Origin of the sequence: Shinella sp. (genome assembly GCF_052438155.1) — a bacterium.
Classification (GTDB): domain Bacteria; phylum Pseudomonadota; class Alphaproteobacteria; order Rhizobiales; family Rhizobiaceae; genus Shinella.
Genome location: NZ_JBQVPI010000023.1, coordinates 56493 through 81182, shown reverse-complemented (window position 1 = coordinate 81182; position 24690 = coordinate 56493). Strand labels below are relative to the sequence as shown.

Below are 24690 nucleotides of genomic sequence, written 5' to 3'. Positions count from 1 at the left end.
ATGTTGTTGCCTTGCTCGAGAATCGTATCCGCGAAACTCGTCACTTTTTCCGAAGTGGCCATTTTCACGTTCATTTAGGGATCTGCCTCTAATCACGATATTATCGCGGTTTCATACGAAATATCGTGACAGTTACCCGATTCCCCGATTCTGGCAAGGGAAATAGGGTTGCCAGGACCTTAACATCCTCAGACCATTATGACAGTCAGCGCTTTGTGCATGGGCGTTGATGGCCGGCGCGGCCTCGAAACGCGCAGCCCTTTGGGAAGATCATCCCGATCCCGTAATCTTCACCCTGCCTTTCCGAGCCCGAAGGTTTCTGTGGCAAGGCTACGAATGTGCTCGGCAATCGGGATTGCCGATGTCGCCGCGGGTGAGGGGGCGTTGCAGATGTGGATGGTGCGGGCGGAGCTGCGGATTAGGAAATCATGCACCAATGTGCCGTCGCGCAGCACGGCCTGGGCTCGGATGCCTGGTGGATGGGGTAAGAGATCCTGGATTTCGAGCGAGGGGCAGTAACGGCGGCAGGCTTTCAGGTAGCGGCGGCGGAAGGCTGAATTCGCGGCCTCCGTGAGGCCAGAGGAGAGGTTGGCTCGCAATGTGCGCCAGAAGCCGGGAAAACGTACCATGTCGCCGAGATCGCCAAAGTCGAGGGCAAGCTTGCCGTAGCCTTCACGCGAAAGCGAGAGCACGGCGTTCGGCCCGACGGTAATATAGCCGCCGATCATGCGCGTGAGATGGATGCCGAGGAAGGGCAGGGCGGGGTCCGGCACCGGATAGATGAGATGGCGAACGACCTGGTCATGGCGTGGCGCAAGACGGAAATATTCACCCTTGAAGGGCACGATGGCAAAGTCGCCGCCAAGCCCGCACAGGGCGGCGAGCCGGTCCGCCATGACGCCAGCGCAGACGACGAGGTGGCGCGTTATGCGGGTGCTGCCATCGGCAAGAGTGAGGCGAACGTCGTTTGCCCGCTCCTCGATGTGTCTTACCTCGGCGCCACGGGTCACCTGGCCGCCGAGATCGCCAACGAGCGCGGCCATGCGGCGCACGACGCCACCATAATCCGCAATACCCGTCGTAGGGCTGAGCAGCGCACCAAGCCCCTCGATATTGGGCTCGATCTCCCGCAGTTCCGCTGCACTCACGCGCCGGACATCGAGGCCGTTTGCAGTCGCCCGCGTTTCAAGCGCGGCAAGGCGCTCCATCTCGACGGAGGACGTGGCGACCAGCAATTTTCCCGGTTGCTCGTGCGCGATGCCGTGCTCGGCGGAAAAACGCAACGTGGCGGCAAGCCCACGCCGGCAGAATTCCGCCTTCAGGCTGCCCGGCGCGTAATAGATGCCGGCATGGATGACGCCGCTGTTGCGCCCTGTCTGGTGCAACGCCAGGTCTGCTTCCTTCTCGAGCACTTCCAACGAAAGTCCGGGAAAGTGGCGCAGCAGTTCATAGGCTGTCGCAATGCCAACGATGCCGCCGCCGATGATGGTGATGTCGGTCACATATGCCTCCTGTGTCGGGCGGCGGTGCCGCCGCCCGGATGTCCATCTTTCAGGCGATCGGCCGGATTTTCTGCTCGCCGTGACGGCGCTCCCATTCTGCCCATTCATCGTGCGGATTGGAATCGCGCAGAATCGAGGGTTCGGTCAAGGTGAAGTCGGCAATGGCGTCCTTGCGCAGGCACACGACGCCCTTGTGTTTCAGGGCATAGTCGAGGAAACGGTCGAGCGAGCGGACGCGGAAGGGCCGGCCCTGCACCCGGTCATGGGTGGAGATCGACATCATGCGCCGGCGGGTCGCGGCCTCCTCGTAGAGCACGTCGAATTCATCTTTTAGCTGACGCTCATATTCCGTATTGGTGAATTTGTAGCCCTCGAACTGCACGATGTCGTTGAGGGTGAGGGAGTAGGGCACGACGGCAAAATCCTTGCCACGCACCGGGATGAGGAAAGGTTCATCGCGGCTGACATCGTCGATGTGGTAGCGGAAACCCTCATCCTGCAGGATTTTCAGCGTGTTAACGGTGCCGCGCATCGCCGCGCCATTGTAGCCGACGGGAGCGACGCCGGTGGCACGCTTGATCGAAACCACATTGTCGCTGATGAATTTTCGCTCTTCCGGTTCCTGCAAATCGACCTGAAGAATCCAGTCGCGCCCGTGCGCGGCTGCTTCATGCCCGCGTTCGACGATCTCGCGGGCGACGGCCGGACTGCGGTCCACGGCGGAACCGACCATATGGGACGTTACCTTGATGCCGTGTTTGTCCCAGAGGTCGAGCATGCGCTGGATGCCCTCGACATAACCGTAGCGATACCAGCTCTTCGTCGGAAAGTCGGGATAGGAGGGGTCCATGTCGATGAAACCCGAGAACGGGCCGCCTGGCCCATAGGGCGCCTCGCCGCCGGCCTCGAACTGCATGGAAATGGAAATCACCAGCCGGATGTCGTCCGGCCAAAAAGGTTTGCTCATCTTGGTCTCCATTGGGGAAGGAGGCGGGCGCGACTAGCCGAAACGCCCGCCGGAAAGCTTCAGTTGACGCCCCAGATCTTCTTGTAGGCGTCGCGGTAGCCGTTGTTCGGGTCGAAGGTGAAGCGCTCGCCGCCGTCTTCCTTGACGTTTTGCGGCAGGAAGAGATGCACCGGCACGACGTAGCCGGAATCCTTTTCGCCGGCGAAGGCGCGGTTCAACTCATCGACGGCCTGCCAGCCGTGCAGCGACAGCGGTTCGGCCACGGTGCCGGTCTGGTAGTAGTTCTGCTGGATGCGCTGGAAAGCGGCTTCCGAGCCGTCGCCGGCCGAGACATTGCGTGGAAAACCATCCGCCGCCTTGCCGGCGGATTGGAGCGCCGAGGCCATGAAGTCGATCGGCAGGTCGTTGATCGTCAGCGAATAGGTCCATTCGTCGCCAAAACGCTGCAACAGGGCATTGGTGAGCGGCGGCATGCGCGTCGAGGCCTCGGCGAGCGGCGTGTCCTCGATCGTCAACAGCTTGCAGGTCGTGCAGGCGCGGATCACCGCGGCCATGGCGTCGGACTTGGCGATGGCGATGTCGTAGACGCTGTCGGTGAAGATCACGACATTGGCCTTGCCGTCGCTGTCGGCGACGACGAAGGAGGCCGCCGCCTTGGAAACCTCCAGCGGGTCGGTGGTGATATTGGTGACGATCGCATGTTTGTCGGAGGGGCCGGTGGTTGCCGTGGCGTGCCAGCCAACGAGCTTGATACCGGCACCGGCCGCCTGTTTGATCGCCTCCGCCTGCTCGTTGGCATCGACGGAGCCGAGCACGATACCGTCAGGCGATAGCGCGATCGCCTGTTGCAGGGCGGCGGAGCGGCCGGAAACCGTACCCTGTCCGTCGATCACCCGAACGGTCCAGCCGATGGCGGCCGCGGCTTCCTCGATGCCCTTGGAGACGCCGAGCACGCCACCGTTGCGCATATCGGCCGCCACATAGACGATCGACTTGCCCTTCTGCGCGACCGGTCCCGTCGTCGGACCCGTCCAGGCGGGGTTGGGCTTGGTAATTTCGGCGATATAGGCCTTGGCGTCGGCCACGGCATCGGCGCGGGCTGTCGTGGCGCTAAGGGCCACCAGCAGCGTCAGTGCTGTCGTTTGAAGCAGTCTCTTCATGTCTTCTCTCCTCCTTGAAGACGGTTTCAGGATTTTGCGGTGGGGCGGCGGGCGTGGCGCACGGAACCGCGCCGGCGCTGGGCGTAGCCGGCGATGCCGATCGCCACGAGCAGGGTCGCGCCGTTGAACAGCGGCTCGACATAGAAAGCGCCGCCCATCTGCTGGATGCCCGATATGCCGACGGCGAGAATGATGACGCCGATGATCGTGCCCCAGACATTGACGCGGCCCGGCTTGATGGTGGTCGAGCCCAAAAATGCGCCGACAAGGGCCGGCAGCAGGAATTCGAGGCCGACGCTCGCCTGGCCGATGCGCAGCTTTGCGGCAAGCACGACGCCGGCGAAGGCACCGATGAGGCCGGAAGCAACGAAAGCGCCGATAACGAAACGGCGGGTGCGAATGCCGTTCAGCTCCGCCGCGCGGGAATTGGCGCCGATGGCATAGAGATAGCGACCGATCGGCAGGTAGTCGGAAACGAGCCACAGTGCCATCGCGATGGCGAGTACATAGAAGGCGGCGATCGGCAGGCCGAAAAGCTGGGTCGTGTAGAGCGCGGTGAAGGCAGGCGGCAGCAGGCCGATGACCTGGCGCCCTTCGGTATGCCAAAGGGCTGCGGCATAGATGAGCGTGCCGGTGCCGAGTGTGGCGATGAAGCTGTCGATCTGTGCCACTTCGACGAGCAGCCCGTTGATGAGGCCGAGCAGGCAGCCGCCGGCAAGCACGATCAACACGGCGACCGACCAGTGCAGGCCATAGACCGTCTGCAGGCTGATGGCGAGCACATGCCAGATGACGATGCCGTAGCCGACGGTAAGATCGATGCGGCCGGTCATCATGGGGATCATCGCGGCGAGCGAGAGCAGGGCGATCACCGCCTTTTCGCCGAGCACGGCCCGCAAGTTCAGCAGGGTCGGAAAGGTATCCGGCAGGATCAGCGAAAAAAACAGGATGAGGGCGAGCGTCAAGAGCGGCAGTCCGTAGACCGGCAAGAGCCGCAGGAGACGGGCGGTGCCGGCAAGGCCGGCAAGCTCCGAGCGTGTCGGTTCGAGCGCGTTTGAACGTAGGGATTCCATTAGGCCTCCTCCTGCCTTGACAGCGGTTCCAGGGATGCGGTGTTGAGCAGGCTCTCGACCGAGAGGTCGCTGCCCGAAAGTTCGGCGGTGACCCGCCCGTTGCGGAAGACCAGTGCGCGGTGGCTGATGCCGGCGACTTCCTCGAAATCCGTTGAGATCAGCAGCACGGCGAGGCCTTTGGCGAGCGCCTCGGCGAGCAGCGCATAGATATCGGCCTTTGAACCGACATCGACGCCGGCGGTCGGGTCTTCGAGGATCAGCACGTCTGCGCCGATTTGCATCCAGCGCGCCATGACGACCTTCTGCTGGTTGCCGCCCGACAGCGTCTCGATTGCCGCCGTGGGATCGTTGGGCCGGATGTCGAAGGTCTGGCCGATCGCGGCGGTCGCCTTCGCCTCCGTGTCCGGATGGGCGAAATCAGAGAGCCGCCGCCCGGTGAGTGCCGGATTGAGAAAGAGGTTTTCCTGCACCGAAAGACCGCGGGCAACCGATTCCGCATTGCGGTCACCCGCCACCATGGCGATACCGGCACGGATGGCATCCTGCGGGTGCCGGCTTGTGAGCACACGGCCGTCGCCAAGGACGGCGCGGCCCGAATAGATAGGACAACGACCGAATAGCGCCTGGCCGACGGCATCCTGGCCGGCACCGCGCAGGCCGACAAGGCCCAGCACTTCGCCGCGTCTGAGCGTGAGGGATACGGGGCCGACATCGGCGGCGACGAGGTTTTCCAGCGTCAGGGCCACCGGCGTATCGGCCGGCACTGGCGGGCGGACGAAAACATCCTTCATCCTGCCGCCGATGATCAATTCGATCAGGCGGGTGCCGTCGAGCCGGCCGATCGGTTCGACGGCAACGCGGAAGCCGTCACGCAGCACGACGACGCGGTCGGCGATGGCAAACACTTCGTCCAGCCGGTGCGAGACATAAATGATAGCCACGCCGCGGCCACGCAGCCGCATCAGCACCGCGTGCAGCATCTCCACATCTGACTGGGGAAGGCTCGCCGTCGGCTCGTCGAGCACCAGCAATTGCGCGTCCCGTGCCAACGCCCGGGCGATAGCAACAAGGGATTTTTCCGTGCGTGTGAGATCCTGCACGCGGGCGTCGGGATCGATCGCGTCGGATACAAGTGCCAAGGCGTCGGCGGCGCGGCTCCGGGCAGCGCGCCAGTCGATGAAGCCCAGCCGACGCGGGTAGCGACCGTGCATCAGGCACATGTTCTCCGCAACGGTCATCCATTCGATGAGACCGAGATCCTGATGGATGAAGGCGATGCCGGGATGGCCGTCGCGCGGGTCGAAGCGCGTGCCGCGGAAGCGGAATTCGCCCGCATCGGCACCGTAGACGCCGGCAAGCATCTTGATCAGCGTCGACTTGCCTGCGCCGTTCTCGCCGAGCAATGCCAGGATCTCGCCGGTTCGCACGGCAAACCCGACATTGCTGACCGCCTGCGTGCCGCCAAAGCGCTTGCTCAGCCCTTCAAGCGACAACACGGCATCCTCCGCCGCCCATGCGTCGATCAGTGTCATCGTGGTGATCCTCCCCAGGACATCGCTGCGGCGTTTGTCCGCTTTTCGACGTTGTGATGATAAAGTGCCAAAATCGGACTTGTCCTGCATTCGATAATCGGCCATTTTTCTCCTGAAATCGGCCAATCGAATGTGGAGGCGCAGGATGGCGGACAAGACCAGTGCAGAACGGTATTTCGACGTGACCGCCGAGATGGTCAGCCATGCGCGCCTCTTCGGCACTGGTCGCTTCGATTTTGCCAGCGAAGGCGAGGGCGGCGGCCAGCTCGTGCGCTGCACGGCCGGCGAGCTGGAGCTGTTCGGCCATGCCGGCGAATGGGTCATTCCGGCCGATCACATGGTCTATATTCCGCCCGCCCGTCCGTTCCGCCTGCGGGCGCGAATCCCTTCGGCGGGTATTGTCGCGAAATTCTGCGGAGGAGAAGTGGCCTGGCAACACAATGGTTGCTGGGTCGGCGCGGTGAGCGATTTTGCCGGAAGCATGATCGACTATGCCTCGCGTTGGAGTGCCGAGGCGGCGGAGCGGGACAGGAAGGCGCGCTGCTTTTTCGTGACGCTCGGCGAGATGCTGCCGGATTGGTTCCAGCACGACCGCATCCTGTGGACGCCCTATGCCGAAAACTCCTCGATGCAGAAGGTGATCGACTTCGCCAGCCGGCGCGGGCCGGGGGTCACCCTGCCGGAGGTCGCCGGACATGCCGGCATGTCGGAACGCACCCTGAGGCGCCACCTTCAGGCAGAGCTTGGCCAGAGCTGGCGGGAGTTCATCCGCGAGATGCGCATGAACCGCGCAATGGAACTCCTGCGCAAGGAGGGACGGTCGATCACCGAGACCGCCTTCGAGGTCGGTTTTTCCTCCAGCTCTGCCTTTTCAAGCGCCTTTTTCGGCTATGTCGGCAAGACACCATCCGTCTATGCGAAGGCCTATGGCCGCCACCAGCGCACCAGGCCTGCCTGACGGCAGGGCAAGGGCCTAAAGCCGCCCGTTGCCGACCGGCGTGATCGGTGGCAGAACATTTGCGTGGAACAAGCGAGGCCGTGTGCATTGCCGCCGGCCCGCAACGGGAGGGAAGAATGACCGACGCAAAGATGATGTCGCAGATGACCGGCGGGGAGGGCTTCATCGCCGCCCTCGATCAGAGCGGAGGCTCCACCCCGGGAGCCCTGCGGCTCTACGGCATCGTCGATTCCGATTATAGCGGCGACGAAGAAATGTTTCGTTTAATGCATGAGATGCGCGTGCGCATCATGACGGCATCCGCTTTTACCGGCGACAAGGTGATCGGCGCCATCCTGTTCGAGAAAACCATGGACGGTGAGGCGAAGGGCAAGCCGGTTCCCAATTATCTATGGGAAGACCGAGGCGTCGTGCCCTTCCTCAAGATCGACAAGGGCCTGGCCGCCGAGGAGAATGGCGTACAGGTGATGAAGCCGATGCCCGATCTCGACGTCCTGCTGGCGCGCGCGGCGAAAAAGGGCATTTTCGGCACCAAGATGCGTTCGGTGATCGGTCATGCCGACAAGACCGGCATCGCCGCTGTGGTGAAGCAGCAGTTCGAGGTTGGCCGGCAGATCCTCGGCCACGGTCTCATCCCGATCATCGAGCCGGAAGTCTCGATCAAGAGCCCGACCAAGGCGGAAGCGGAAGCCATTCTGCGCGACGAGATTGCACGCGAACTCGACGCCCTTCCGGCGGGCCAGAAGGTGATGCTAAAGCTCACCATCCCGACGGTCGCGGATTTCTACAAACCGCTCATCGCCCACAAGGCGGTCATCCGCGTCGTGGCCCTGTCGGGCGGTTACAGCCGCGCTGACGCCTGCGAAAAACTCAGCCACAACCACGGCATGATCGCCAGCTTCTCGCGTGCCCTGACCGAGGACTTGCGTGTGACGATGAATGACGAGGATTTCGACGCCAGCCTCGCCAATACGATCGACCAGATCTACACGGCGAGCGTTGTGAAGGCCTGATGGCTTCGATTTGAAGCCCGACGCTGTTCTTTGGAAAAGCGTCGGGCATATATCATTTCGAACGCCTGAATCGGCGTTAAAGGACCGATTACCAGGACGGGATCAGGGCGCCCTTGAACTCGTCGTTGATGAAAGCCTTGATGCTGTCGTCATGGTAGGCTTCGACAAGCGTCTTGGCCCACGGCGCGTCCTTGTCGGCGGTGCGCACGACGATCAGGTTGGCATAGGGCGATTCCTGACCTTCGATGGCGATGGCGTCGGTCTTCGGATGCAGGCCGGCTTCCAGCGCGTAGTTTGTGTTGATGACGGCCGCATCGACGTCTTCGAGCGAGCGGGGAAGCTGTGCTGCATCCAGTTCGGCGAACTGGATGTTCTTCGGGTTCTCGGTGATGTCGGCCGGGCCAACCTTCAGGCCGGCATCCGGATTGACCTTGATGAGACCTTCCTTGACGAGGACGAGAAGCGCGCGGCCGCCATTGGTCGGGTCGTTCGGAATGGCGACGGTCGCGCCGTCGGCCAGCTCGCCGAGGCTCTTCACCTTCTTGGAGTAGACGCCCATCGGCGTGGTGATGGTCTTGCCGACGCTGACGAGATCAAAGCCGCGATCGGCGATCTGGTTGTCGAGATAGGGCTGGTGCTGGAAGGAGTTGGCGTTGAGGTCGCCATCGGCGAGCGCCTGGTTCGGCACGACGTAGTCGGAGAATTCCAGGATTTCGATGTTGAGGCCCTTCTTGGCCGCGACTTCCTTGACCTTTTCCATGATCTGCGCGTGCTCGCCGGGCGTCACGCCGACCTTGATGTCTTCGGCGAGCGCCGGGATGCTGATGAGGGCCGCAACGGCCACGGTGGCGAGGAACTTCAACATGTGTATCTCCTTGATGATGACACGGCTTGGGAGGATGGAAAGTCAGGTCTTGCGGTTGCGCTTGTCGAAGCGCCGGGCTAGCGCGTCGCCCGCGCTCTGGACGAGCTGAACCAGGACGATCAGCACGATCACCACGGCCAGCATCACTTCCGGCATGAAGCGCTGGTAGCCGTAGCGGATGCCGAGATCGCCGAGACCGCCGCCGCCGACCGCACCGACCATTGCCGAATAGCCGATGAGGCTGACGATGGTCATGGTGAAGGCAAGCAGAATCGACGGCCGGGCTTCGGCCAGCAGCACCTTGAAGACGATCTGCATTGGCGTTGCGCCCATGGCGCGCGCCGCCTCGATCAGCCCCTTGTCGACCTCGCGAATGGCGGCCTCGACAAGGCGCGCGAAGAACGGGACCGTGGCGATCGTCAAGGGCACGATGGCCGCTGTGGTGCCGATCGAGGTGCCCGTCAGCAGGCGCGTGAACGGGATGATCGCCACGACCAGGATGATGAAGGGCGTGGAACGGGCCGCGTTGACAATGAGCCCGATCGCCTGGTTGAGCGCTGGTGCCGGAAAGAGTTCGTTCTTGCCGCTGGTGGCAAGGAAGATGCCGATCGGCAGGCCAATCAAGGAACCAACAAAGCCGGACACGGCCACCATGTGCAGCGTCTGCAGCAGGGATTTCCAGAGAAGGTCGAACAGCATCTCAGGCGACATAGCCGAGCACCTCCGTGGAAAGGCCGGTTGCGGCATAGAAGCGATCGGCGCGCGTAAGCACCTCGGGGGTCGCCGGATAGGCAACGACCAATGTGCCGAAGGGCTCGCCGGCGATCTCCTCGATCGCCCCGGCGAGAATGTTGACGTTGCCGCCGATTTCGGTGACGAGCTGCGCCGTCAGCGGCTGGAAGGCCGTCGCGCCGAAGAAGGTGAGCCGAACGAGAATGCGGTCGCCCGGTGCGGGCGCGGCCTTCAGGCCGGTGCGCAGCCATTCCGGAAGATTGGTGCCCACCGTGGACGACAGCAGGATCCGCGTCGTTTCGTGTTTGGGCGCCGTGAAGATATCGAATGTCGGTCCCTGTTCGACGATGCGGCCCTTGTCGATAACCGCGACATGCGAGGCGATCGTCTTGACCACCTCCATCTCGTGCGTGATGAGCAGCACCGTCAGGCCGAGCTCGGCGTTGATCTGCTTCAGAAGCGCCAGGATCGACTGTGTGGTTTCCGGGTCGAGCGCGGACGTCGCCTCGTCGGACAACAGCAGCTTTGGCGATGTGGCGAGCGCCCGCGCGATGCCGACACGCTGTTTCTGCCCGCCGGAAAGTTCGGACGGATAACTCGCCGCCTTGTCGCCAAGGCCGACGAGATCGAGAAGCGGGGCGACTTTCGCCTTGATCGTAGCGGCATCGAACCCGGCGATCTCGAGCGGTAGCGCGATATTGTCGAAGGCGGTGCGCGAGGACAAGAGATTGAAGTGCTGGAAGATCATGCCCACTTCGCGGCGCAGGCCGCGCAAGCCCGTCTCGCTGAGCTGGCCGACTTCCGTACCATCGACCACCACCCGCCCGCCGCTTGCCTTTTCAAGGCCGTTGACAAGCCGGATGAGCGTGGACTTTCCGGCACCGGACCGGCCGATAATGCCGGTGATCGCCCCGCGGCCAACCGTCATGTCGACGCCGTCAAGCGCAACGAAGGCATTGGCGTCGTCGCCGTAGCGTTTGGTCACGCCCTCGAACGTGACCATGGGCGTGGACTGCGCCTGCTCCCGCAGGGCAGCGTCGTCCACGGCGGTTGGAAGTGTCATTGTCTACTCACACTCTACGTCCGGTCATGGCGGCGAGATAGCACTGCGGCGAGGCTCTGCGAAGATGCAGTACGCGATTTTAAAGCGACCCACTGTCACAGCCTATCGGCCTGCGCCCGGACATATCATAGTCCGATACCGTGTTTGCGGGATTTGATCGTGTTCATCACAAAACTTGTTTCGATCGTATCGACGCAATTCAGCTTGGCAATCTTGTCTTTTATGAAACGCTCGTAGGATTCGAGCCCCGCGCTCATGACGGTGAGCACATAGTCGCGCGAGCCGGTCACCAGCTGGCATTCGATCACTTCGTCCCAACTGCGGACCGCATCCTCGAACATGCGGATTTCGTCATCGTGCTGGCGGCTGAGGCGGATAGAGGCGATGGCTGTCATCGTCCAGCCTTCGAGAGCCGGATCGACAAGGACGGAATAGCCCCGGATGATGCCGGTTTCCTCTAGTCGTCGCAACCGGCGCAGGCACGCCGATGCGGAAAGGCCGACGCGCTCCGCCAGTTCGTTATTGGTGAGGCGTGCATTGGCGGAAAGTTCTTTCAAAATCCTTCGGTCAACGCCATCCGCAATTTTTTGCGCCACTTTTGAGAAAACTCCGCAAGAACTTGCGCCCAGCATCATGAGATCGCGCCAAATAGCAAGAACGCACCACTGAATCTGGTATAATTTGCGGTTGAGCCTCTAACACTCCAGGAGACGTTCCATGACCGCGCCGCATCCGTCGAGAACCCATATCGGCAACCATGCCCTGCATCCCGAAACGCAGATGCTGAATTATGGTTATGACCCGGAACTCTCCGAGGGCGCTGTCAAGCCGCCGGTGTTTTTGACGTCGACCTTCGTCTTCAAGTCGGCCGAGGATGGCCGCGACTTCTTCGACTATGTGTCGGGCCGCAAGGAGCCGCCGGAGGGCAGGGGCGCCGGCCTCGTCTATTCGCGCTTCAACCATCCCAACAGCGAGATCGTCGAGGACCGCCTGGCCGTCTACGAACGGACGGAAAGCTGCGCGCTGTTTTCGTCAGGCATGTCGGCGATCGCCACGACGCTGCTGGCTTTCGTGCGGCCGGGCGATGCCGTGCTGCATTCGCAGCCGCTTTACGGCGGCAGCGAAACGCTGCTGGCGAAGACCTTCCTCAATCTCGGCGTTTCCGCCGTGGGTTTTGCCGATGGTGTCAACGAGGCGTCGGTGACGGCTGCGGCCGAAGCGGCCATGCAGAAGGGCCGTGTTTCGGTCATTCTGATCGAAACGCCGGCAAACCCCACCAACAGCCTCGTCGATGTTGCAATGGTCCGCCGCGTCGCCGACAGGATTGGTGAAAAGCAGGGCCATGTGCCGATCGTCGCCTGCGACAACACGCTGCTCGGGCCGGTTTTTCAACGACCGATCGAATTCGGAGCGGACATCTCGCTCTACTCGCTGACGAAATATGTGGGCGGGCATTCCGATCTCATTGCCGGGGCGGCCCTTGGCCCCAAGTCGGTCATGAAGCAGGTGAAGGCGCTGCGCGGCGCGATCGGCACGCAGCTCGATCCCCACTCCTGCTGGATGCTCGGGCGTTCGCTGGAGACGCTACAACTGCGCATGGAACGCGCAAACAGCAATGCCAAGACGGTCGCGGAATTCCTGCGGGACCATCCCAAGGTCGAGCAGATCCACTATCTGCCCTTCAACGATCCGGCTTCGGCGGTCGGCCGCACCTTTACCGCCCAGTGCAGTGGTGCGGGCTCCACCTTCTCCTTCGACATCAAAGGGGGGCAGCCAGCCTCGTTCAGGTTCCTGAACGCTCTGAAGATCTTCAAGCTCGCCGTCAGCCTCGGCGGAACGGAATCGCTCGCGTCCCACCCCGCCACGATGACGCATTCGGGAATCCCCTTTGAAGTTCGCCAGCGCATTGGCGTGCTGGAATCGACGGTCCGCCTGTCGATCGGCATCGAGCATCCCGATGATCTGGTTGCCGATTTGGCCCTGGCGCTCGACGGCGCTTAGGCGCGCCATCCTTTCAGTTCGGAAGGCGCAGGACATCGTAATCGACACTATCGATTAATCGTGCGCCTTTCGTGACCTTGCGGAAAGGCATCGCCCCTAAATACTCTGTTGGCCACTGATATTTAGGGGCGCCCAGCATGGCCAATACCGCCGAAGCCGTAATCGACAGGATTGCCGACCGTATCGACTGTCTCGTCGCCGCACATCGGCCCGGCCATGGCCTTGCCCGTGCGTTCTACTACGACCCGGAAATCTACCGGCGCGACATGGAGCGGGTCTTCCGGCGCCACTGGCACTGCATCGCCCATGAAAGTGTGATCCCGAACGCTAACGACTTCGAGGTTTTCCGCATCGACACCGAACAGGTGATCGTCACCCGGGCGGCGGATGGCTCGGTCAACGCCATTCTCAATGTCTGTCGCCATCGCGGGGCGGAAGTCTGCACCAAGCAGAAGGGCAATGCGCGCGTTTTCGTCTGTCCCTATCATGCCTGGACCTATGGCAATGACGGAAGCCTGCGCGCGGCGCGCCTGATGCCGAAGGATTTCAAGCGCGAGGACCATGGACTGAAAAAACTCCATGTCCGCGTCGTCGAAGGCCTGATCTTCATCTGCTTTGCCGATGAACCGCTCGATTTCTCCGAGGTGGAAAACCTGCTGCGCGCCACCTGCGGGCAATATGGCTGGGCGAGCGCGAAGGTCGCCTATCGCGAAACCTATCCGGTTGATGCCAACTGGAAGCTCGCCGTCGAAAACTATGTCGAGTGCTACCATTGCGGCCCGGCGCATCCGGAATATTCGCAGACCCATGCGCTTGAACAGCCGCTGCACATGATCGAGGCGTTGAACGAAGCGATGGAGGCGCGCACCTGCGCACTTGGCATCGAGGTCGGCTCGGGCAACCACTGGCAGACGTCACGCGAAGGCCGCGAGGCAATCCATGCCTTCCGCTATGCGCTGTATGATGGGGTGCAGAGCGGTAGCGAGGACGGCAAGGCTGTCGCGCCACTGATGGGCCGCTTTTCCGATTTCGATGGCGGCGTCACCTCCATCCACCTCGGCGGCACGACTTTTCTCGTCTGTTATCCCGACCACGGCATGATCTACCGCTTCATCCCGAAGACGGCGGAGACGTGCGAGATGGAACTGATCTGGCTCGTCGACGGCAAGGCGGAGGCGGGCAGGGACTACGATCTCGAAAAGCTCACCTGGCTTTGGAAGGTCACGACGGCGGAAGACAAGACGATCATCGAGCACACCGCGCGCGGTGTACAGTCGCACTATTTTGTGCCTGGCCCGATCGCGCCGATGGAACAGAACGAACTTCGTTATATCGACTGGTATCTCGACGAGATCAGCCGCCTGGACGGCGTGAGCGCATAAGAAAAAGACATAAAGATATCTTTATATCATTGACGAATGTCTCCGGACAGACGATGATCCCGCCATCGAGGTTCTTCGGGTTCCGATCCGAAGCTAAGAGGGAATCCGGTGCGACCTTCGGGTCCATGCCGGGGCTGCCCCCGCAACTGTAAGCGGCGAGTTTCGTCCACCATGTCACTGAGGAAGACGCCTCGGGAAGACGGACGCAAGCGCTGACCCGCAAGCCAGGAGACCTGCCCCGATAGATAACGTCCACGGGCGGGGTGTCCCGGTGTGCCGCTTTTGCGACCGGCCACCTGTGCGTCGTCGTCGTCGATGCGTCATTCCTCCCTGACCATAACCTACGGGGTAGGAAAATGACCATCAGAACTGCAAATCTCGGTTTTCCCAGGATTGGAAGACATCGCGAGCTGAAATTCGCGCTCGAAGCCTACTGGTCCGGCAAGACGGACCGTGCATCGCTGCTCGACGTCGGAAAGACGCTGAGGGCGGAAAACTGAAAGCTCCAGCAGGAGAAGGGGATCGACGCGATCCCGTCCAACGATTTCTCCTTCTATGACCACGTTCTCGATACCGCCGTCATGGTGGGTGCCATTCCGCCGGCCTACGGCTGGACCGGCGGGCCTGTGGACCTCGACATCTCTTTCGCCATGGCACGCGGTGCGGCCGGCGGCGAGCATGCCGCCTGCAGCCACATCCATCACGGGCAGGGCGTGCCGGCGCTCGAAATGACGAAATGGTTCGACACGAACTACCACTACATGGTGCCGGAATTTTCCGCCGATCTGGCCTTCACGCTGACGCAGAACCGGCCGCTGCAAAGCTTCCTGGAGGCGAAGGCGCTCGGTATCCACACCCGTCCCGTCCTCCTCGGCCCGGTCACTTTGCAGCCAGGAGAGAAATCATGCCCAGTGTCGAGCATCACTCGCATAAGGGCCTGAATAACCGGGCGGAGAATTCGCATCTGGCTGTTCGACGACGAGAACGAGGCATGATCCGGCTCAAGTCGGCAGGGCAATGCCAGCGCTTCATCTCCATCCATGGCCCGATCGCAAACCTCTTCCATCTTCAACGCAAGAAGACGACCACTGCCGAATATCGAAAACTGCAAAACGCCGCCATGAACACGTGGCGGGAAATCACCTGTCGTCCGCAGCATAACCCAGGCCTATCGTGGCCATCTGTGCCGACGGCTGTACCAGTTGATCCGGCGACCGTCACCGCTGGCGCAATCGTCGGGCGGGCCTGAATTCGTGTTCTTCGGCGCACTCGGCGGTTTGATGGGTGGCCTTTTCTCCACGGCGGGACCGCCGCTGGTCTTCCAGTTCTACCGTCAGCCCCTGCCGCACCGGGTCGTCCGCGAGACGCTCGTGGCGATCTTCTCGCTCAATTCCCTGTTCCGGCTCGGCCTCGTGGCGGCGCACGGTGATTGGCAGCCTCATACGCTTCTGTGGGCGGCCGCCGGGTTGCCGGCTGTCCTGGCCTCGATCTATCTGGCCCGTCGCTGGCCCCCGGCATTCTCGGCGCGTACCCCGCGCCTCGCGGCGTTCGTCCTGCTGGTACTGTCCGGCGCTTCGCTGGTCGCGCCCGTGGCCCTGGAGTTCGTACCAGTTGGAGTGAAGTGAAGCGCACTCCACGGCGTCGCCAGCCGGCGTGTATCGAAGCCTCTTGCGCGCAACGCATCGTGATCCTGCAAACAGCCCGGTCAGTAGTGGGCTGCAAAACTTACCGAGGGATCAGAATGCGCATCCCAGTACCCCCTCCATAGGGCCTTGCTGATCGGCCCGACATTGCCGTCACCCACCGGTTGTCCGTCGAGCGTCGTGATCGGCATGACGCCGCCGGCGGTCGTGACAAACAGGATCTCGTCGCACTGGTAGGCGAGTTCCACGGGCACGTCGTCGATCGTGTATGGGTAGCCGAGCGTTTCGGCGACGGCGAGCACCGACTTGCGTGTGACCCCCTCGAGAACCCCCTTCTTCGGCGTGTAGAGCTTGCCGTCCTTGATGAGGATGACGTTGAAGCCGGAGCCTTCGGTGAGGTTCGCGTCGCCGTCCGTCAGGATCGGGTACATGGCGCCGCGATCGCGCGCTTCCAGCAGGCCGCGGGTGAAATCGCCCCATTGCAGGTTCTTGACGGTGGGGTCGATTGCGCCTGGCGGCACGCGGCGCACCGTGCGGGTGATGACGGCGGTGCCGCCGGTCTTCTGCGTTGCCTCGTCCATCACCCAGAGATAGGGCATGACCATGAGGTAGCAGAAATTGTCGCACTCCTCCGGCGCATACTGGCGCACGAACCGCAGGCCGCGCGTCACGATCAACATGACATAGGCATCGCGGATGCCGCTCTTGGCCACCATTTCGACGAGCCGGTCACGAATTTCCTGTCGCGGCAGCGGGCTTTTCAGCCGCAGCTGCGCACAGCTCTTCTCGAACCGGTCGAGGTGATCGTCGAGGCGGAAGAACCGGCCGTTCCAGACGGCGGGCACATCATAGGTCAGGTCGGAATGGAGAAAACCCTGGTCGAGGATCGGAATGCGCGCCTCGTTGAGCGGGACGTACTCGCCCGCGATATAGGCGATGCCCTTGGCGAACGGGTTGTCGCTGGCCTCGAGTTCTTTCACGCGCCGGCGATAGTCAGTGAAGATGTGGTCCGTGTAGGACATGATCTGTCCTCCCTGAAAAGCATATGATCAAGCGCCCTTGCACGCCGTCCATGGGGCGGCGTGCAGGCTTTGAAAGGCAGCGTCGTTCAGGCCGCCAGGATGCCGGCGGAAACGATGTCGGCGAAGGCGCCGTCGGCGGCGTCCAGCGCCTGGTCGATGTCCTCGGCCGTATGCGCGGCGCACAGAAACATGTTGTGCTTGGGGTGAAGGTAGATGCCACGACGCAGGCCCGCCACGCAGAAGGCGTTGCCGATCCTGAGATCCTGGTCGCCGTCGAAGAGGACCATGGGCATCTGCACCGGACCTGTCTGGCGAAGCGTGAAGCCATGGCGGGCGGAGATCGTCGCAAGACCGTCGCGGAACCGGTTGCCCATCGCTTCGGTGTGGGCGAGCGCGTCGCTGTCACGCAGGATCCGGATCGTGGCGACGGCCGCTGCCATGGCGGCGGAGCCATACCAGAAGGAACCCGTGGTGAAGATCTTGCCGGCACCCTCCCGGAACCGGTCCGCACCCGCGACGGCGGCAAGCGGCCAGCCGTTGGCAATCGACTTCGAATAGGCCGCGAGGTCCGGCTTCACGCCGTAGCGTGCCCAGCTTCCCCTGACGTCGAGGCGGAAGCCTGCGCGCACGTCGTCGAGAATGAGGGCTGCACCCGTGCGGTCGCAGACAGCGCGGGCATGGGCGAGAAAGTCGGCCTCCGGCAGATGCTGGTCCTTGCCGACATCGTGCTGGAAGGCGGTGAGCAGAATGCCTGCGAGATCATCGCCGGCCGCATCGACGGCGGCGTCGAGGCTTTCAATATTGTTGTAGTCGAAGAGGATGAGATGGGCGCGATCCTCCGTCGTCACACCGATGAGCGACGGTGAACACCATGGAACGGCCCCATGATAGGCGCCACGGGCGACGAGGATCTTGCGGCGGCCGGTGGAGGCACGCGCGACGGTGACGCAGACCGTCGTCGCATCCGTGCCGTTCTTCTGGAAGAGTGTCCAGTCGGCGTGGTCAAGCGTATCGACGAGCAGTTCGGCGAGCTCGACCATCGTGTCCGTCGGGCCGTTGCCGATATCGCCCTGGTCAATGCGGGCAAGGGCTGCGGCCTCCACTTCGGGATGGCGATAGCCGAGCACGTTCGGCCCCCAGGCGCACATGAAGTCGATATATTCGTTGCCGTCGGCATCCCAGACCCGGCACCCTTGCGAGCGCGAGAAGAATTGGGGATAGCCCGGCGCGATCGCCCGGGTCGCCATATGTCCCCAGACGCCGTTCGGAACGACGCGCTGGGCGCGTTCCAGAAGTTCCGCGTCGCGGCTGTTGAGCAGTCTCGCTGTCATCTTGCGTTCCTTTCTTGGCGGGAGAGGCATTTGCGCCTCTCCCGATAGGGCGATCAGTTCGAGATTTCGGCGAGTGGCAGGTTGCAGCAGGCGCTGTAGCGAACGCCCTTGACGCTCGGGCTATGCGCCAGGATGAGGTCCGGGCTGACCATCGGAATGATGATCCGGGCCTTTGCCATCTGCTCGCCGGCCTCGAACCACAGCTTTTCCGCCTCTTCCGGCGTGGCGGCGGCAAGCGCCTGTTCGCGCAGCTTGCCGGTTTGCGGGTTGATGATCGACGGATCGGTCGCGCCGCCGGCGCGTTTCGCCCAGACGGAACCCTCCGACAGGCCGAAGACGTCGACATATTGCGAGGTGCCGAAGAAGTCGGGTGCGAAGAAGACGGCGGTCAGCGGAATGTGGTCGCCATTGGCCGCTTCACGCCAGTTGGCGAAGGGAACTGGCGACAGTTCTACCGTGATGCCGACCTTTGCCAGATCCTGCTGGATCTTCTGCATCATCAGCGAGAAGTCGACGCCGTAGACGTTCATGTCCGGGTAGATCGACTTCAGCGTGAAGCCGTCGCCGGCACCTGCCGCGGCAAGCAGTTCCTTGGCGCGATCCGGGTTATAGGCGGGGATCTCGTGACCATCACCACCCGGGAAGCCGAGCGGAATGGGCGTGGCGATCGCACGGCCGGCGCCGCCGACGGTGAAGTCGATCAGCGATGTCCGGTCGATGGCGATCGAGATGGCTTCACGCACCTCAGGCGTCAGCTTGACGGTGTTGGCCTTCGCGCCCGGCGAAAGGGAGATGTAGACGAAGTTGTAGGAGGGAACCTTCTCCACCACGATATCGCTGCCTTCGAGCGTCTTGGCGGTTTCCGGATCGATCTGCATGGCGATGTCGGCCGAACCCGACTGCAGCATCTGCGCCTGCGCCACGGCGTCCTTGACCTGGCGGAAGACGACCTGCGGGATCGTCGGCGCCTTGCGCCAGTAGTTTTCGTTGCGCTTCAGGCGCAGTTCCGCGTTCGGTTCGTAGGATTCGAGAACGAACGGCCCGCTGCCGGCGGAGTTGGCGAGGAACCAGTTTTCCGAGGTGTCCTTATCGACGGCCGTCGCGTCGGCGAGCGCACCATTGGCACCAGCGACGTCACTGTTGATGATGCCAAGGAAGCCCGCGGCCGCCTGGTTGAGGAATTCAGAGTTCGGCGCGGCGAGCTTGACGATGACCGTCTGTGCATCGGGAATGTCGATGGAGCTGATCGGGTCGGCAATGAAGGCGCCGTTGCCCTTGATGTTCTTCAATCGCTCGAACGACCATTTCACATCCTTCGCCTCGACGGGCGAACCGTCGGAGAATTTCGCCGCCGGGTCGAGCTTGAAGGTCAGTTGGGTCTGTTCCTTGTTGACCTCCCAGCTCGAGGCGATCAACGGCTGCACCTTGTTGTCCTTGTCGAGCGTGACAAGCTGCTCGTAGACGGATGTGTTGTAGATCTGGCAGGTGTCGCACCAGGCGCGCGCCGGGTCGAGCGAGTTGACGTCCATATCGCGGGCGATGACGAGCGCACGCTCCTCGGCGGCTGCGGGCTGCATGAGCCCGCCGAGCGCGGTGGCCGAGAGGGCGAGGGCGAGAAAGGCCAGTCTGGATTTCGGCAGAAGAAGTCGTTTCATCGGTTTATACCTCCAGTTTGATGGGCCGCGGATGCCCGTTCCACTTGTTATTCCGCAATTCTGAGCAATGCGTCCCGCACGTCGGCAACCGTCGCCAGCGCGGCACGGTTGAGGGCGGCCGAAACTGTGGGGGCGGCAAGCCCCCCGGTCACGCGCAGGATTTCGTGATCGAGACAGTCAAAGAAGCGCTCCTGGATCTCAGCGGCCCAGGTGCCGCCCATCGACAGGCTGCGCGCAGTCTGTTCGGCGATGACGACCCGGCCGGTCTTGTCGATGGAGTTACCGATCAGCGACCAGTCGATGCCATGATGATCGATGTTGCGCAGGTCGATGATCTCGGCGTCGATCCCTGTCTCTTCGGCCGCCTTGACCGCGTTCTGGACCATGACCGAGGTCGCGAGCACCGTGCAGGCGCTTCCAGGGCGCACGATGCGCGCCGAGCCGAAGGGGATGCAGAACTCGCGGTCGCCACGGGGGACGTCGAATTCCTTCTGGTAGAGTTCGGTATGCTCGAACACGACGACGGGGTCGTCGCAGGCGAGGGCGGAATTCATCAGGCCGATATAGTCGAAGGCGTTCGACGGCGTGACGATGCGCCAGCCGGGGAACATGCCGAACAGCGCGGACGGATCGCCGGAGTGCTGCGAGCCGTAGCCGGTGTGCGGCGAGATGCGCACGCGCAGGACGATCGGCACGGGAAAACCGTCGCCGAACATGTGGCGCACCTTGCCGACGCCATTGGCGATCTGGTCGGCGGCGGTGAAACAGAAATCGCCGAACATGATCTCGACCACCGGCCGCAGCCCGTTGAGCGCAGCACCTAGCGCCACGCCCGTAAAGCCGTTTTCCGCGATCGACATCGGCAGGACGCGCTCGGGCCAGCGCTCCAGCGCACCCTTGGTGAAGCCGCTGACGCCGCCGCGCATCTGGTGGGCGTCCTCGCCCATGACGATGATGCGCGGGTCACGCGCCATCGCGGCCGCCAGCGTCTCGGAGGCGGCGGTGACGAACTTCACCTTCTCGGTGGCACCGGGCCGCATGTCGTCGTGGTCGAGCATGCGTTTGCCGGACAGTTCGGAGAGGTCTCCGAGAATGCCATGGTCGCGCGTCGCCGGATCGGGCCAGAGGCGCTCCGGAATCCTGAGCGCATTGCCGCCGGGGACCGGCTCGGTCAGCCGCGCGGCGGCGGATGCGACGCGGTCGCTCACCAGCGCATCGATATGCGCAAGGTCCTCGGCGGAGAGGAGGCCGAGCGCCGTCAGGCGGGCTTCGGCAAGTGCTATCGGGTCACGCTCGCGCCATGCGGTCTCTTCTTCCTTCGTGCGATAGCCGAAGTCGCTGCCAGTGCGGGAGCCGGACTGGTGAAAATGGCGGTAACAGAGCGCTTCGACAACCACCGGGCCACCCGTCTCGCGGATGATGCGGCGGGCCTCGACCATCGCCCGGTGAACGGCGACGACATCCATGCCGTCGCATTCGATCGCGGCGATGCCGAGCATCGCGCCACGCGACGACAGCCGCGTCTCGCGCGTCACATCGGAAATATGGGTGGCGACGCCGTAGAGGTTGTTCTCGATGAAGAAGATCACCGGCAGGTTTTGCGCGGCGGCGATGTTCATCGCCTCGTAGCTGGCGCCATTCTGGGCCGCACCATCGCCGAAGAAGGCGACGGAGATGTGGTCGCGACCGAGCATCTTGTCGGCGAGCGCATAGCCTGCCGCATGCGGCGGGTTACCGCCGACGATGGCCGAGGTGCCGACGACGCCCGCACCGGAAAACCGCATATGCATGGAGCCGCCGCGGCCGCCGCAATATCCGGGGGTCAGACCCATGATCTCCGCCATGAAGCGGTAGATCGCATCGTCCATGCCGGGCGTGAAAGTGTCCTTGCGGATGTCGAAGCCGTCCGGGACCGATGGATTAAGCAGTTTCAGCAGTACCTGGTGGTGGGCGCGGTGCGTGCCATTGATCTTGTCGCCAGTGCCGAGCGCCGACATGGCGCCGACGGCACCCGCTTCCTGGCCGATGCTGGCATGCGCCGGACCGTGGATCAGGCCGGCCTTTTCCAGATCGAGCAGTTTTTCCTCGAAGCGGCGGATGAGCAGCATCTGGCCGTACCAGTGGACGAGGTCCTGGGCCTGTTCCTCGCGCCAGTCCGCTTCCTCCAGTTCCAGCCGGAACCAGGGCGCGGACGGTGCGAGCGGTATCTGACGTGCCATTCGTATCCTCGGGTTCACAGGGGAGCCGCGTCGTTGGTCTCGGGCGCCGATTTTTCGTTTATGGAAATAAATTCCGATTTCTGTTGAATGGCACACTAAGCTGTGCCAGCCTTTGGATGCAACAGAAATTTTCGTGAGCCGCCAAAGAGGAAGAATTGCGATGATCCGGGACGCCGAAGTGCTGAACGCCCTGGTTGAGGTGGTGCGTCGGTTCGTGCGCGAACGCCTCTTGCCGGCAGAGGCGCGTGTCGAAGACGAAAACGCCGTTCCTCCTGAAATCATCGAGGACATGCGTGGGCTCGGCCTCTTCGGCATGTCCATTCCGGAAGATTTTGGCGGGCTTGGCCTGACGATGGAGGAGGAAGTGCGCGTCGCCTTCGAACTCGGTTATGCCTCTCCCGCCTTCCGCTCCGTCATCGGCACCAACAACGGCATCGGCTCGCAGGGCATCATCGTCGACGGCACCGAGGCGCAGAAACACTACTGGCTGCCACGCATGGCGACGGGCGAGGTCATCGGTTCCTTCGCGCTGACCGAGCCGGATGTCGGCTCGGACGCCGGTTCCGTGAAAACCACGGCGCGGCGGGACGGCGACCAGTACGTGCTCAACGGCACCAAGCGCTACATCACCAACGCCCCGGTGGCCGATGTCTTCACCGTCATGGCGCGCACCGGCGGCCCCGGGCCGGCAGGCGTGAGTGCCTTCCTCGTGCCGAAAGACAGTCCGGGCCTAAGCCTCGGCCCGATTGACAAGAAGATGGGGCAGCGCGGCACTCGCACCTGTGACGTCATCTTCGACAATTGCCGGATTGCGGCCGACAGTGTGATCGGCGGCACGGAGGGCCTGGGCTTCAAGACGGCGATGAAGGTGCTCAATCGCGGCCGCCTGCATATCTCGGCGGTTTGCGTGGGGGCTGCGGAGCGACTGTGCGACGAGGCCGTGCGGTTTGCGCGCGAGCGTGTCCAGTTCGGCAAACCCATCGCGGAACACCAGCTCATCCAGGCCATGCTTGCCGACAGTTCGACGGAAACCTTTGCCGGACGCGCCATGGTGCTGGAGGCCGCCCGCCAGTTCGACAGGGGCGAGCGGGTCGTCCAGCAGGCGGCGAGCGCCAAACTGTTTTGTTCGGAAATGGTGGGGCGTGTTGCCGACCGGGCGGTGCAGATCCACGGCGGCGCCGGTTACATGCAGGACTATGCAGTGGAACGCTTCTATCGCGACGTGCGCCTGTTCCGGCTCTACGAGGGTACGTCGCAGATCCAGCAGATCATCATCGCACGCGAAATGCTCAACGCCTGAGGCAGGATCGATGCAGCGAGCCCTTGGAATCGTCGCGGATGACTTTACCGGCGCCTTGATGGTCGCCGGCTATCTCGAAAGCGCGGGCGTGCACTGTCCCGTTCTGTTCGATCCCGGGGCGGATATTCCGCCCTCCGCCGTGGTGATCGCCGGCACGCGCACGCGCACCGTGCCCGTCGCAGAGGCGCTTGGCGAACTCGCACGGTTTGCCGACGCCTTCACTCGAGCCGGTTGCAAGCGCCTGGCCTACAAGGCCTGCGCCTCGTTCGATTCCACGGAAGACGGCAATATCGGGCCTGCCGCCGACTATCTTGCCGATCGCGCGGGCATACGGCCGGTGTTGATGAGCGCCGGTTTTCCGCGTTTCGGCGCGACGGTGCACCAGGGCTACATGTTCTATCGTGGCCGTCTCGTCTCCGACTCGATCAAGCGGTTCGATCCGCTGACGCCCATGTCCGATCCCGATCTCGTCCGCTTCCTGGGCCGCCAGACGCCGCACCGGGTCCTCCTTCTCAACCATGCGACGCTCCTGAAGGGGCCGGAAGCGGCCATCGCCGCCATCGAGGCCTTTGCCGCCGAAGGTGCCGGTCATGTGCTCCTCGATACGACCGACGACGGTGACGTCGTGGTATCCGCGTCTATCGCGGCGGCCATGCCTTGCGTCGTCGTCGCGAGCGATCCGCTGATTATCGCCTACGCGACCCGTCTCGGGCTTGCCGAACAGGCGGATGCCGTTGCGTGGCCGCGGCATGTGGATGGTCCCGCGGCGGTTCTCGCCGGCAGCGTCGGCCCGGTCGTGCTGGCGCAGCTTGCCGCCTTTTCGGAACATTACCCCGTGCTGAAGCTGGATCTCATGGACCCGGCGGGGGAGGAGGGGCTGGTTTCCCGCGCCCTCGACTGGGCTGATGAGCGGATCGGCGAAAGACCCTTTGCCATTTCGACGGCAGCCGACCCGCAGGAAGTGGCCGCGGTACAGGCGGCGTTCGGTCCGGTTGCGGCAGCGCGGCGCGCCGAACGGATCCTTGGCGCCATTGCGAAAGGCCTGCGCGATCGCGGCGTGCGCCGGTTCGTCGTCGCCGGCGGTGAGACCTCAGGGGCGGTTGTCGATGCACTGGGTATCACGTCCGTCCGCGCCCTGCCGGAAGGCAAGCTTGGAACGGGTTTTTGCGTGTCGCCCGGGCCGGTTTCGCTGTCGCTGTATCTCAAGCCGGGCAAACTGGGTGCCGACGATATCCTGTTACGGGCAATCGAAGCGATGGACACTTAGAAGGG

20 protein-coding genes, 2 pseudogenes and 1 riboswitch are annotated in these 24690 nt (G+C 63.1%); of the genes and pseudogenes, 9 read left to right on the top strand and 13 right to left on the bottom strand.

Annotated features, from left to right (window positions below; translation table 11 throughout):
• Positions 1-290: 290 nt before the first annotated feature.
• From lhgO to ACT6VE_RS27625, 5 genes are read right to left on the bottom strand one after another with little or no spacing between them, the layout of a single operon-like run.
• Positions 291-1502, bottom strand: coding sequence for an L-2-hydroxyglutarate oxidase (lhgO, locus tag ACT6VE_RS27645; RefSeq protein WP_444801514.1), 1212 nt, complete (start codon positions 1500-1502; stop codon positions 291-293).
• Between the two features lie 49 nt (positions 1503-1551).
• The gene (locus ACT6VE_RS27640) at positions 1552-2469 is read right to left on the bottom strand and encodes a polysaccharide deacetylase family protein (RefSeq protein WP_444801513.1); all 918 of its coding nucleotides are present in this window, start codon (positions 2467-2469) and stop codon (positions 1552-1554) included.
• A gap of 59 nt (positions 2470-2528) precedes the next feature.
• On the bottom strand, positions 2529-3629 hold the full coding sequence (locus tag ACT6VE_RS27635; protein ID WP_444801512.1) for a substrate-binding domain-containing protein: 1101 nt from the start codon (positions 3627-3629) through the stop codon (positions 2529-2531).
• Between the two features lie 26 nt (positions 3630-3655).
• Entirely contained in the window at positions 3656-4702 is a 1047-nt protein-coding gene (locus tag ACT6VE_RS27630) for an ABC transporter permease (protein ID WP_444801511.1), read from the bottom strand.
• The gene (locus ACT6VE_RS27625; protein WP_444801510.1) at positions 4702-6234 is read right to left on the bottom strand and encodes a sugar ABC transporter ATP-binding protein; all 1533 of its coding nucleotides are present in this window, start codon (positions 6232-6234) and stop codon (positions 4702-4704) included. Before ACT6VE_RS27625 ends, ACT6VE_RS27630 begins: the two co-directional genes overlap by 1 nt.
• 145 nt (positions 6235-6379) lie before the next feature.
• On the opposite strand from ACT6VE_RS27625, the gene ACT6VE_RS27620 reads away from it, so the two are divergent.
• Both ACT6VE_RS27620 and ACT6VE_RS27615 read left to right on the top strand, forming a co-directional pair.
• Complete coding sequence (locus ACT6VE_RS27620; protein WP_444801509.1) at positions 6380-7192, top strand: helix-turn-helix transcriptional regulator; 813 nt, start codon at positions 6380-6382, stop codon at positions 7190-7192.
• Between the two features lie 116 nt (positions 7193-7308).
• Positions 7309-8205 carry a fructose bisphosphate aldolase gene (locus ACT6VE_RS27615; protein WP_444801508.1) on the top strand — a complete coding sequence of 299 codons (897 nt, stop codon included), beginning with the start codon at positions 7309-7311 and terminating at the stop codon, positions 8203-8205.
• 88 nt (positions 8206-8293) lie between these two features.
• On the opposite strand, the gene ACT6VE_RS27610 is transcribed toward ACT6VE_RS27615, so the two are convergent.
• The 4 genes from ACT6VE_RS27610 to ACT6VE_RS27595 all read right to left on the bottom strand — a co-directional run bounded on the left by ACT6VE_RS27610 (position 8294) and on the right by ACT6VE_RS27595 (position 11461).
• Positions 8294-9070, bottom strand: a complete 777-nt coding sequence (locus ACT6VE_RS27610; protein WP_444801507.1) for a MetQ/NlpA family ABC transporter substrate-binding protein — start codon at positions 9068-9070, stop codon at positions 8294-8296.
• A gap of 42 nt (positions 9071-9112) precedes the next feature.
• On the bottom strand, positions 9113-9781 hold the full coding sequence (locus ACT6VE_RS27605) for a methionine ABC transporter permease (protein WP_444801506.1): 669 nt from the start codon (positions 9779-9781) through the stop codon (positions 9113-9115).
• A complete protein-coding gene (locus tag ACT6VE_RS27600) occupies positions 9771-10865 on the bottom strand; it encodes a methionine ABC transporter ATP-binding protein (protein ID WP_444801505.1) in 1095 nt (364 codons plus the stop codon). Before ACT6VE_RS27600 ends, ACT6VE_RS27605 begins: the two co-directional genes overlap by 11 nt.
• 125 nt (positions 10866-10990) lie before the next feature.
• Positions 10991-11461 carry an Lrp/AsnC family transcriptional regulator gene (locus tag ACT6VE_RS27595; RefSeq protein WP_069062111.1) on the bottom strand — a complete coding sequence of 157 codons (471 nt, stop codon included), beginning with the start codon at positions 11459-11461 and terminating at the stop codon, positions 10991-10993.
• A 121-nt stretch (positions 11462-11582) separates the two neighbouring features.
• Between ACT6VE_RS27595 and ACT6VE_RS27590 the strand changes: the two genes are divergently transcribed.
• The 5 genes and pseudogenes from ACT6VE_RS27590 to ACT6VE_RS27570 all read left to right on the top strand — a co-directional run bounded on the left by ACT6VE_RS27590 (position 11583) and on the right by ACT6VE_RS27570 (position 15873).
• Complete coding sequence (locus ACT6VE_RS27590; RefSeq protein ID WP_444801504.1) at positions 11583-12866, top strand: cystathionine gamma-synthase family protein; 1284 nt, start codon at positions 11583-11585, stop codon at positions 12864-12866.
• Positions 12867-13003: 137 nt separating this feature from the next.
• Positions 13004-14248: an aromatic ring-hydroxylating oxygenase subunit alpha gene (locus ACT6VE_RS27585; RefSeq protein WP_444801503.1), complete on the top strand. Its 1245-nt coding sequence runs from the start codon at positions 13004-13006 to the stop codon at positions 14246-14248.
• A gap of 51 nt (positions 14249-14299) precedes the next feature.
• A riboswitch (cobalamin riboswitch) is annotated at positions 14300-14503 on the top strand.
• Between the two features lie 101 nt (positions 14504-14604).
• A pseudogene (locus ACT6VE_RS27580) lies at positions 14605-15132 on the top strand (5-methyltetrahydropteroyltriglutamate--homocysteine S-methyltransferase); the annotation flags it as partial.
• Between the two features lie 2 nt (positions 15133-15134).
• A pseudogene (locus ACT6VE_RS27575) lies at positions 15135-15389 on the top strand (DDE-type integrase/transposase/recombinase); the annotation flags it as partial.
• Positions 15390-15501: 112 nt separating this feature from the next.
• Positions 15502-15873 carry a TSUP family transporter gene (locus ACT6VE_RS27570; protein ID WP_444801502.1) on the top strand — a complete coding sequence of 124 codons (372 nt, stop codon included), beginning with the start codon at positions 15502-15504 and terminating at the stop codon, positions 15871-15873.
• Between the two features lie 80 nt (positions 15874-15953).
• Here the strand turns inward: ACT6VE_RS27570 and ACT6VE_RS27565 are convergent, their stop codons facing one another.
• From ACT6VE_RS27565 to ACT6VE_RS27550, 4 genes are all read right to left on the bottom strand, one after another.
• A complete protein-coding gene (locus ACT6VE_RS27565) occupies positions 15954-16913 on the bottom strand; it encodes an aminotransferase class IV (protein ID WP_444801501.1) in 960 nt (319 codons plus the stop codon).
• Positions 16914-16999: 86 nt separating this feature from the next.
• Positions 17000-18244 carry an aminotransferase class III-fold pyridoxal phosphate-dependent enzyme gene (locus ACT6VE_RS27560; RefSeq protein WP_444801500.1) on the bottom strand — a complete coding sequence of 415 codons (1245 nt, stop codon included), beginning with the start codon at positions 18242-18244 and terminating at the stop codon, positions 17000-17002.
• A gap of 53 nt (positions 18245-18297) precedes the next feature.
• Positions 18298-19899, bottom strand: a complete 1602-nt coding sequence (locus ACT6VE_RS27555; protein ID WP_444801499.1) for an ABC transporter substrate-binding protein — start codon at positions 19897-19899, stop codon at positions 18298-18300.
• Between the two features lie 47 nt (positions 19900-19946).
• Positions 19947-22118, bottom strand: a complete 2172-nt coding sequence (locus ACT6VE_RS27550) for an alpha-ketoacid dehydrogenase subunit alpha/beta (RefSeq protein WP_444801498.1) — start codon at positions 22116-22118, stop codon at positions 19947-19949.
• Positions 22119-22278: 160 nt separating this feature from the next.
• On the opposite strand from ACT6VE_RS27550, the gene ACT6VE_RS27545 reads away from it, so the two are divergent.
• Positions 22279-23418: an acyl-CoA dehydrogenase family protein gene (locus ACT6VE_RS27545; RefSeq protein ID WP_444801497.1), complete on the top strand. Its 1140-nt coding sequence runs from the start codon at positions 22279-22281 to the stop codon at positions 23416-23418.
• A 10-nt stretch (positions 23419-23428) separates the two neighbouring features.
• Positions 23429-24685 carry a four-carbon acid sugar kinase family protein gene (locus tag ACT6VE_RS27540; protein WP_444801496.1) on the top strand — a complete coding sequence of 419 codons (1257 nt, stop codon included), beginning with the start codon at positions 23429-23431 and terminating at the stop codon, positions 24683-24685.
• The last annotated feature ends 5 nt before the right edge of the window (positions 24686-24690 follow it).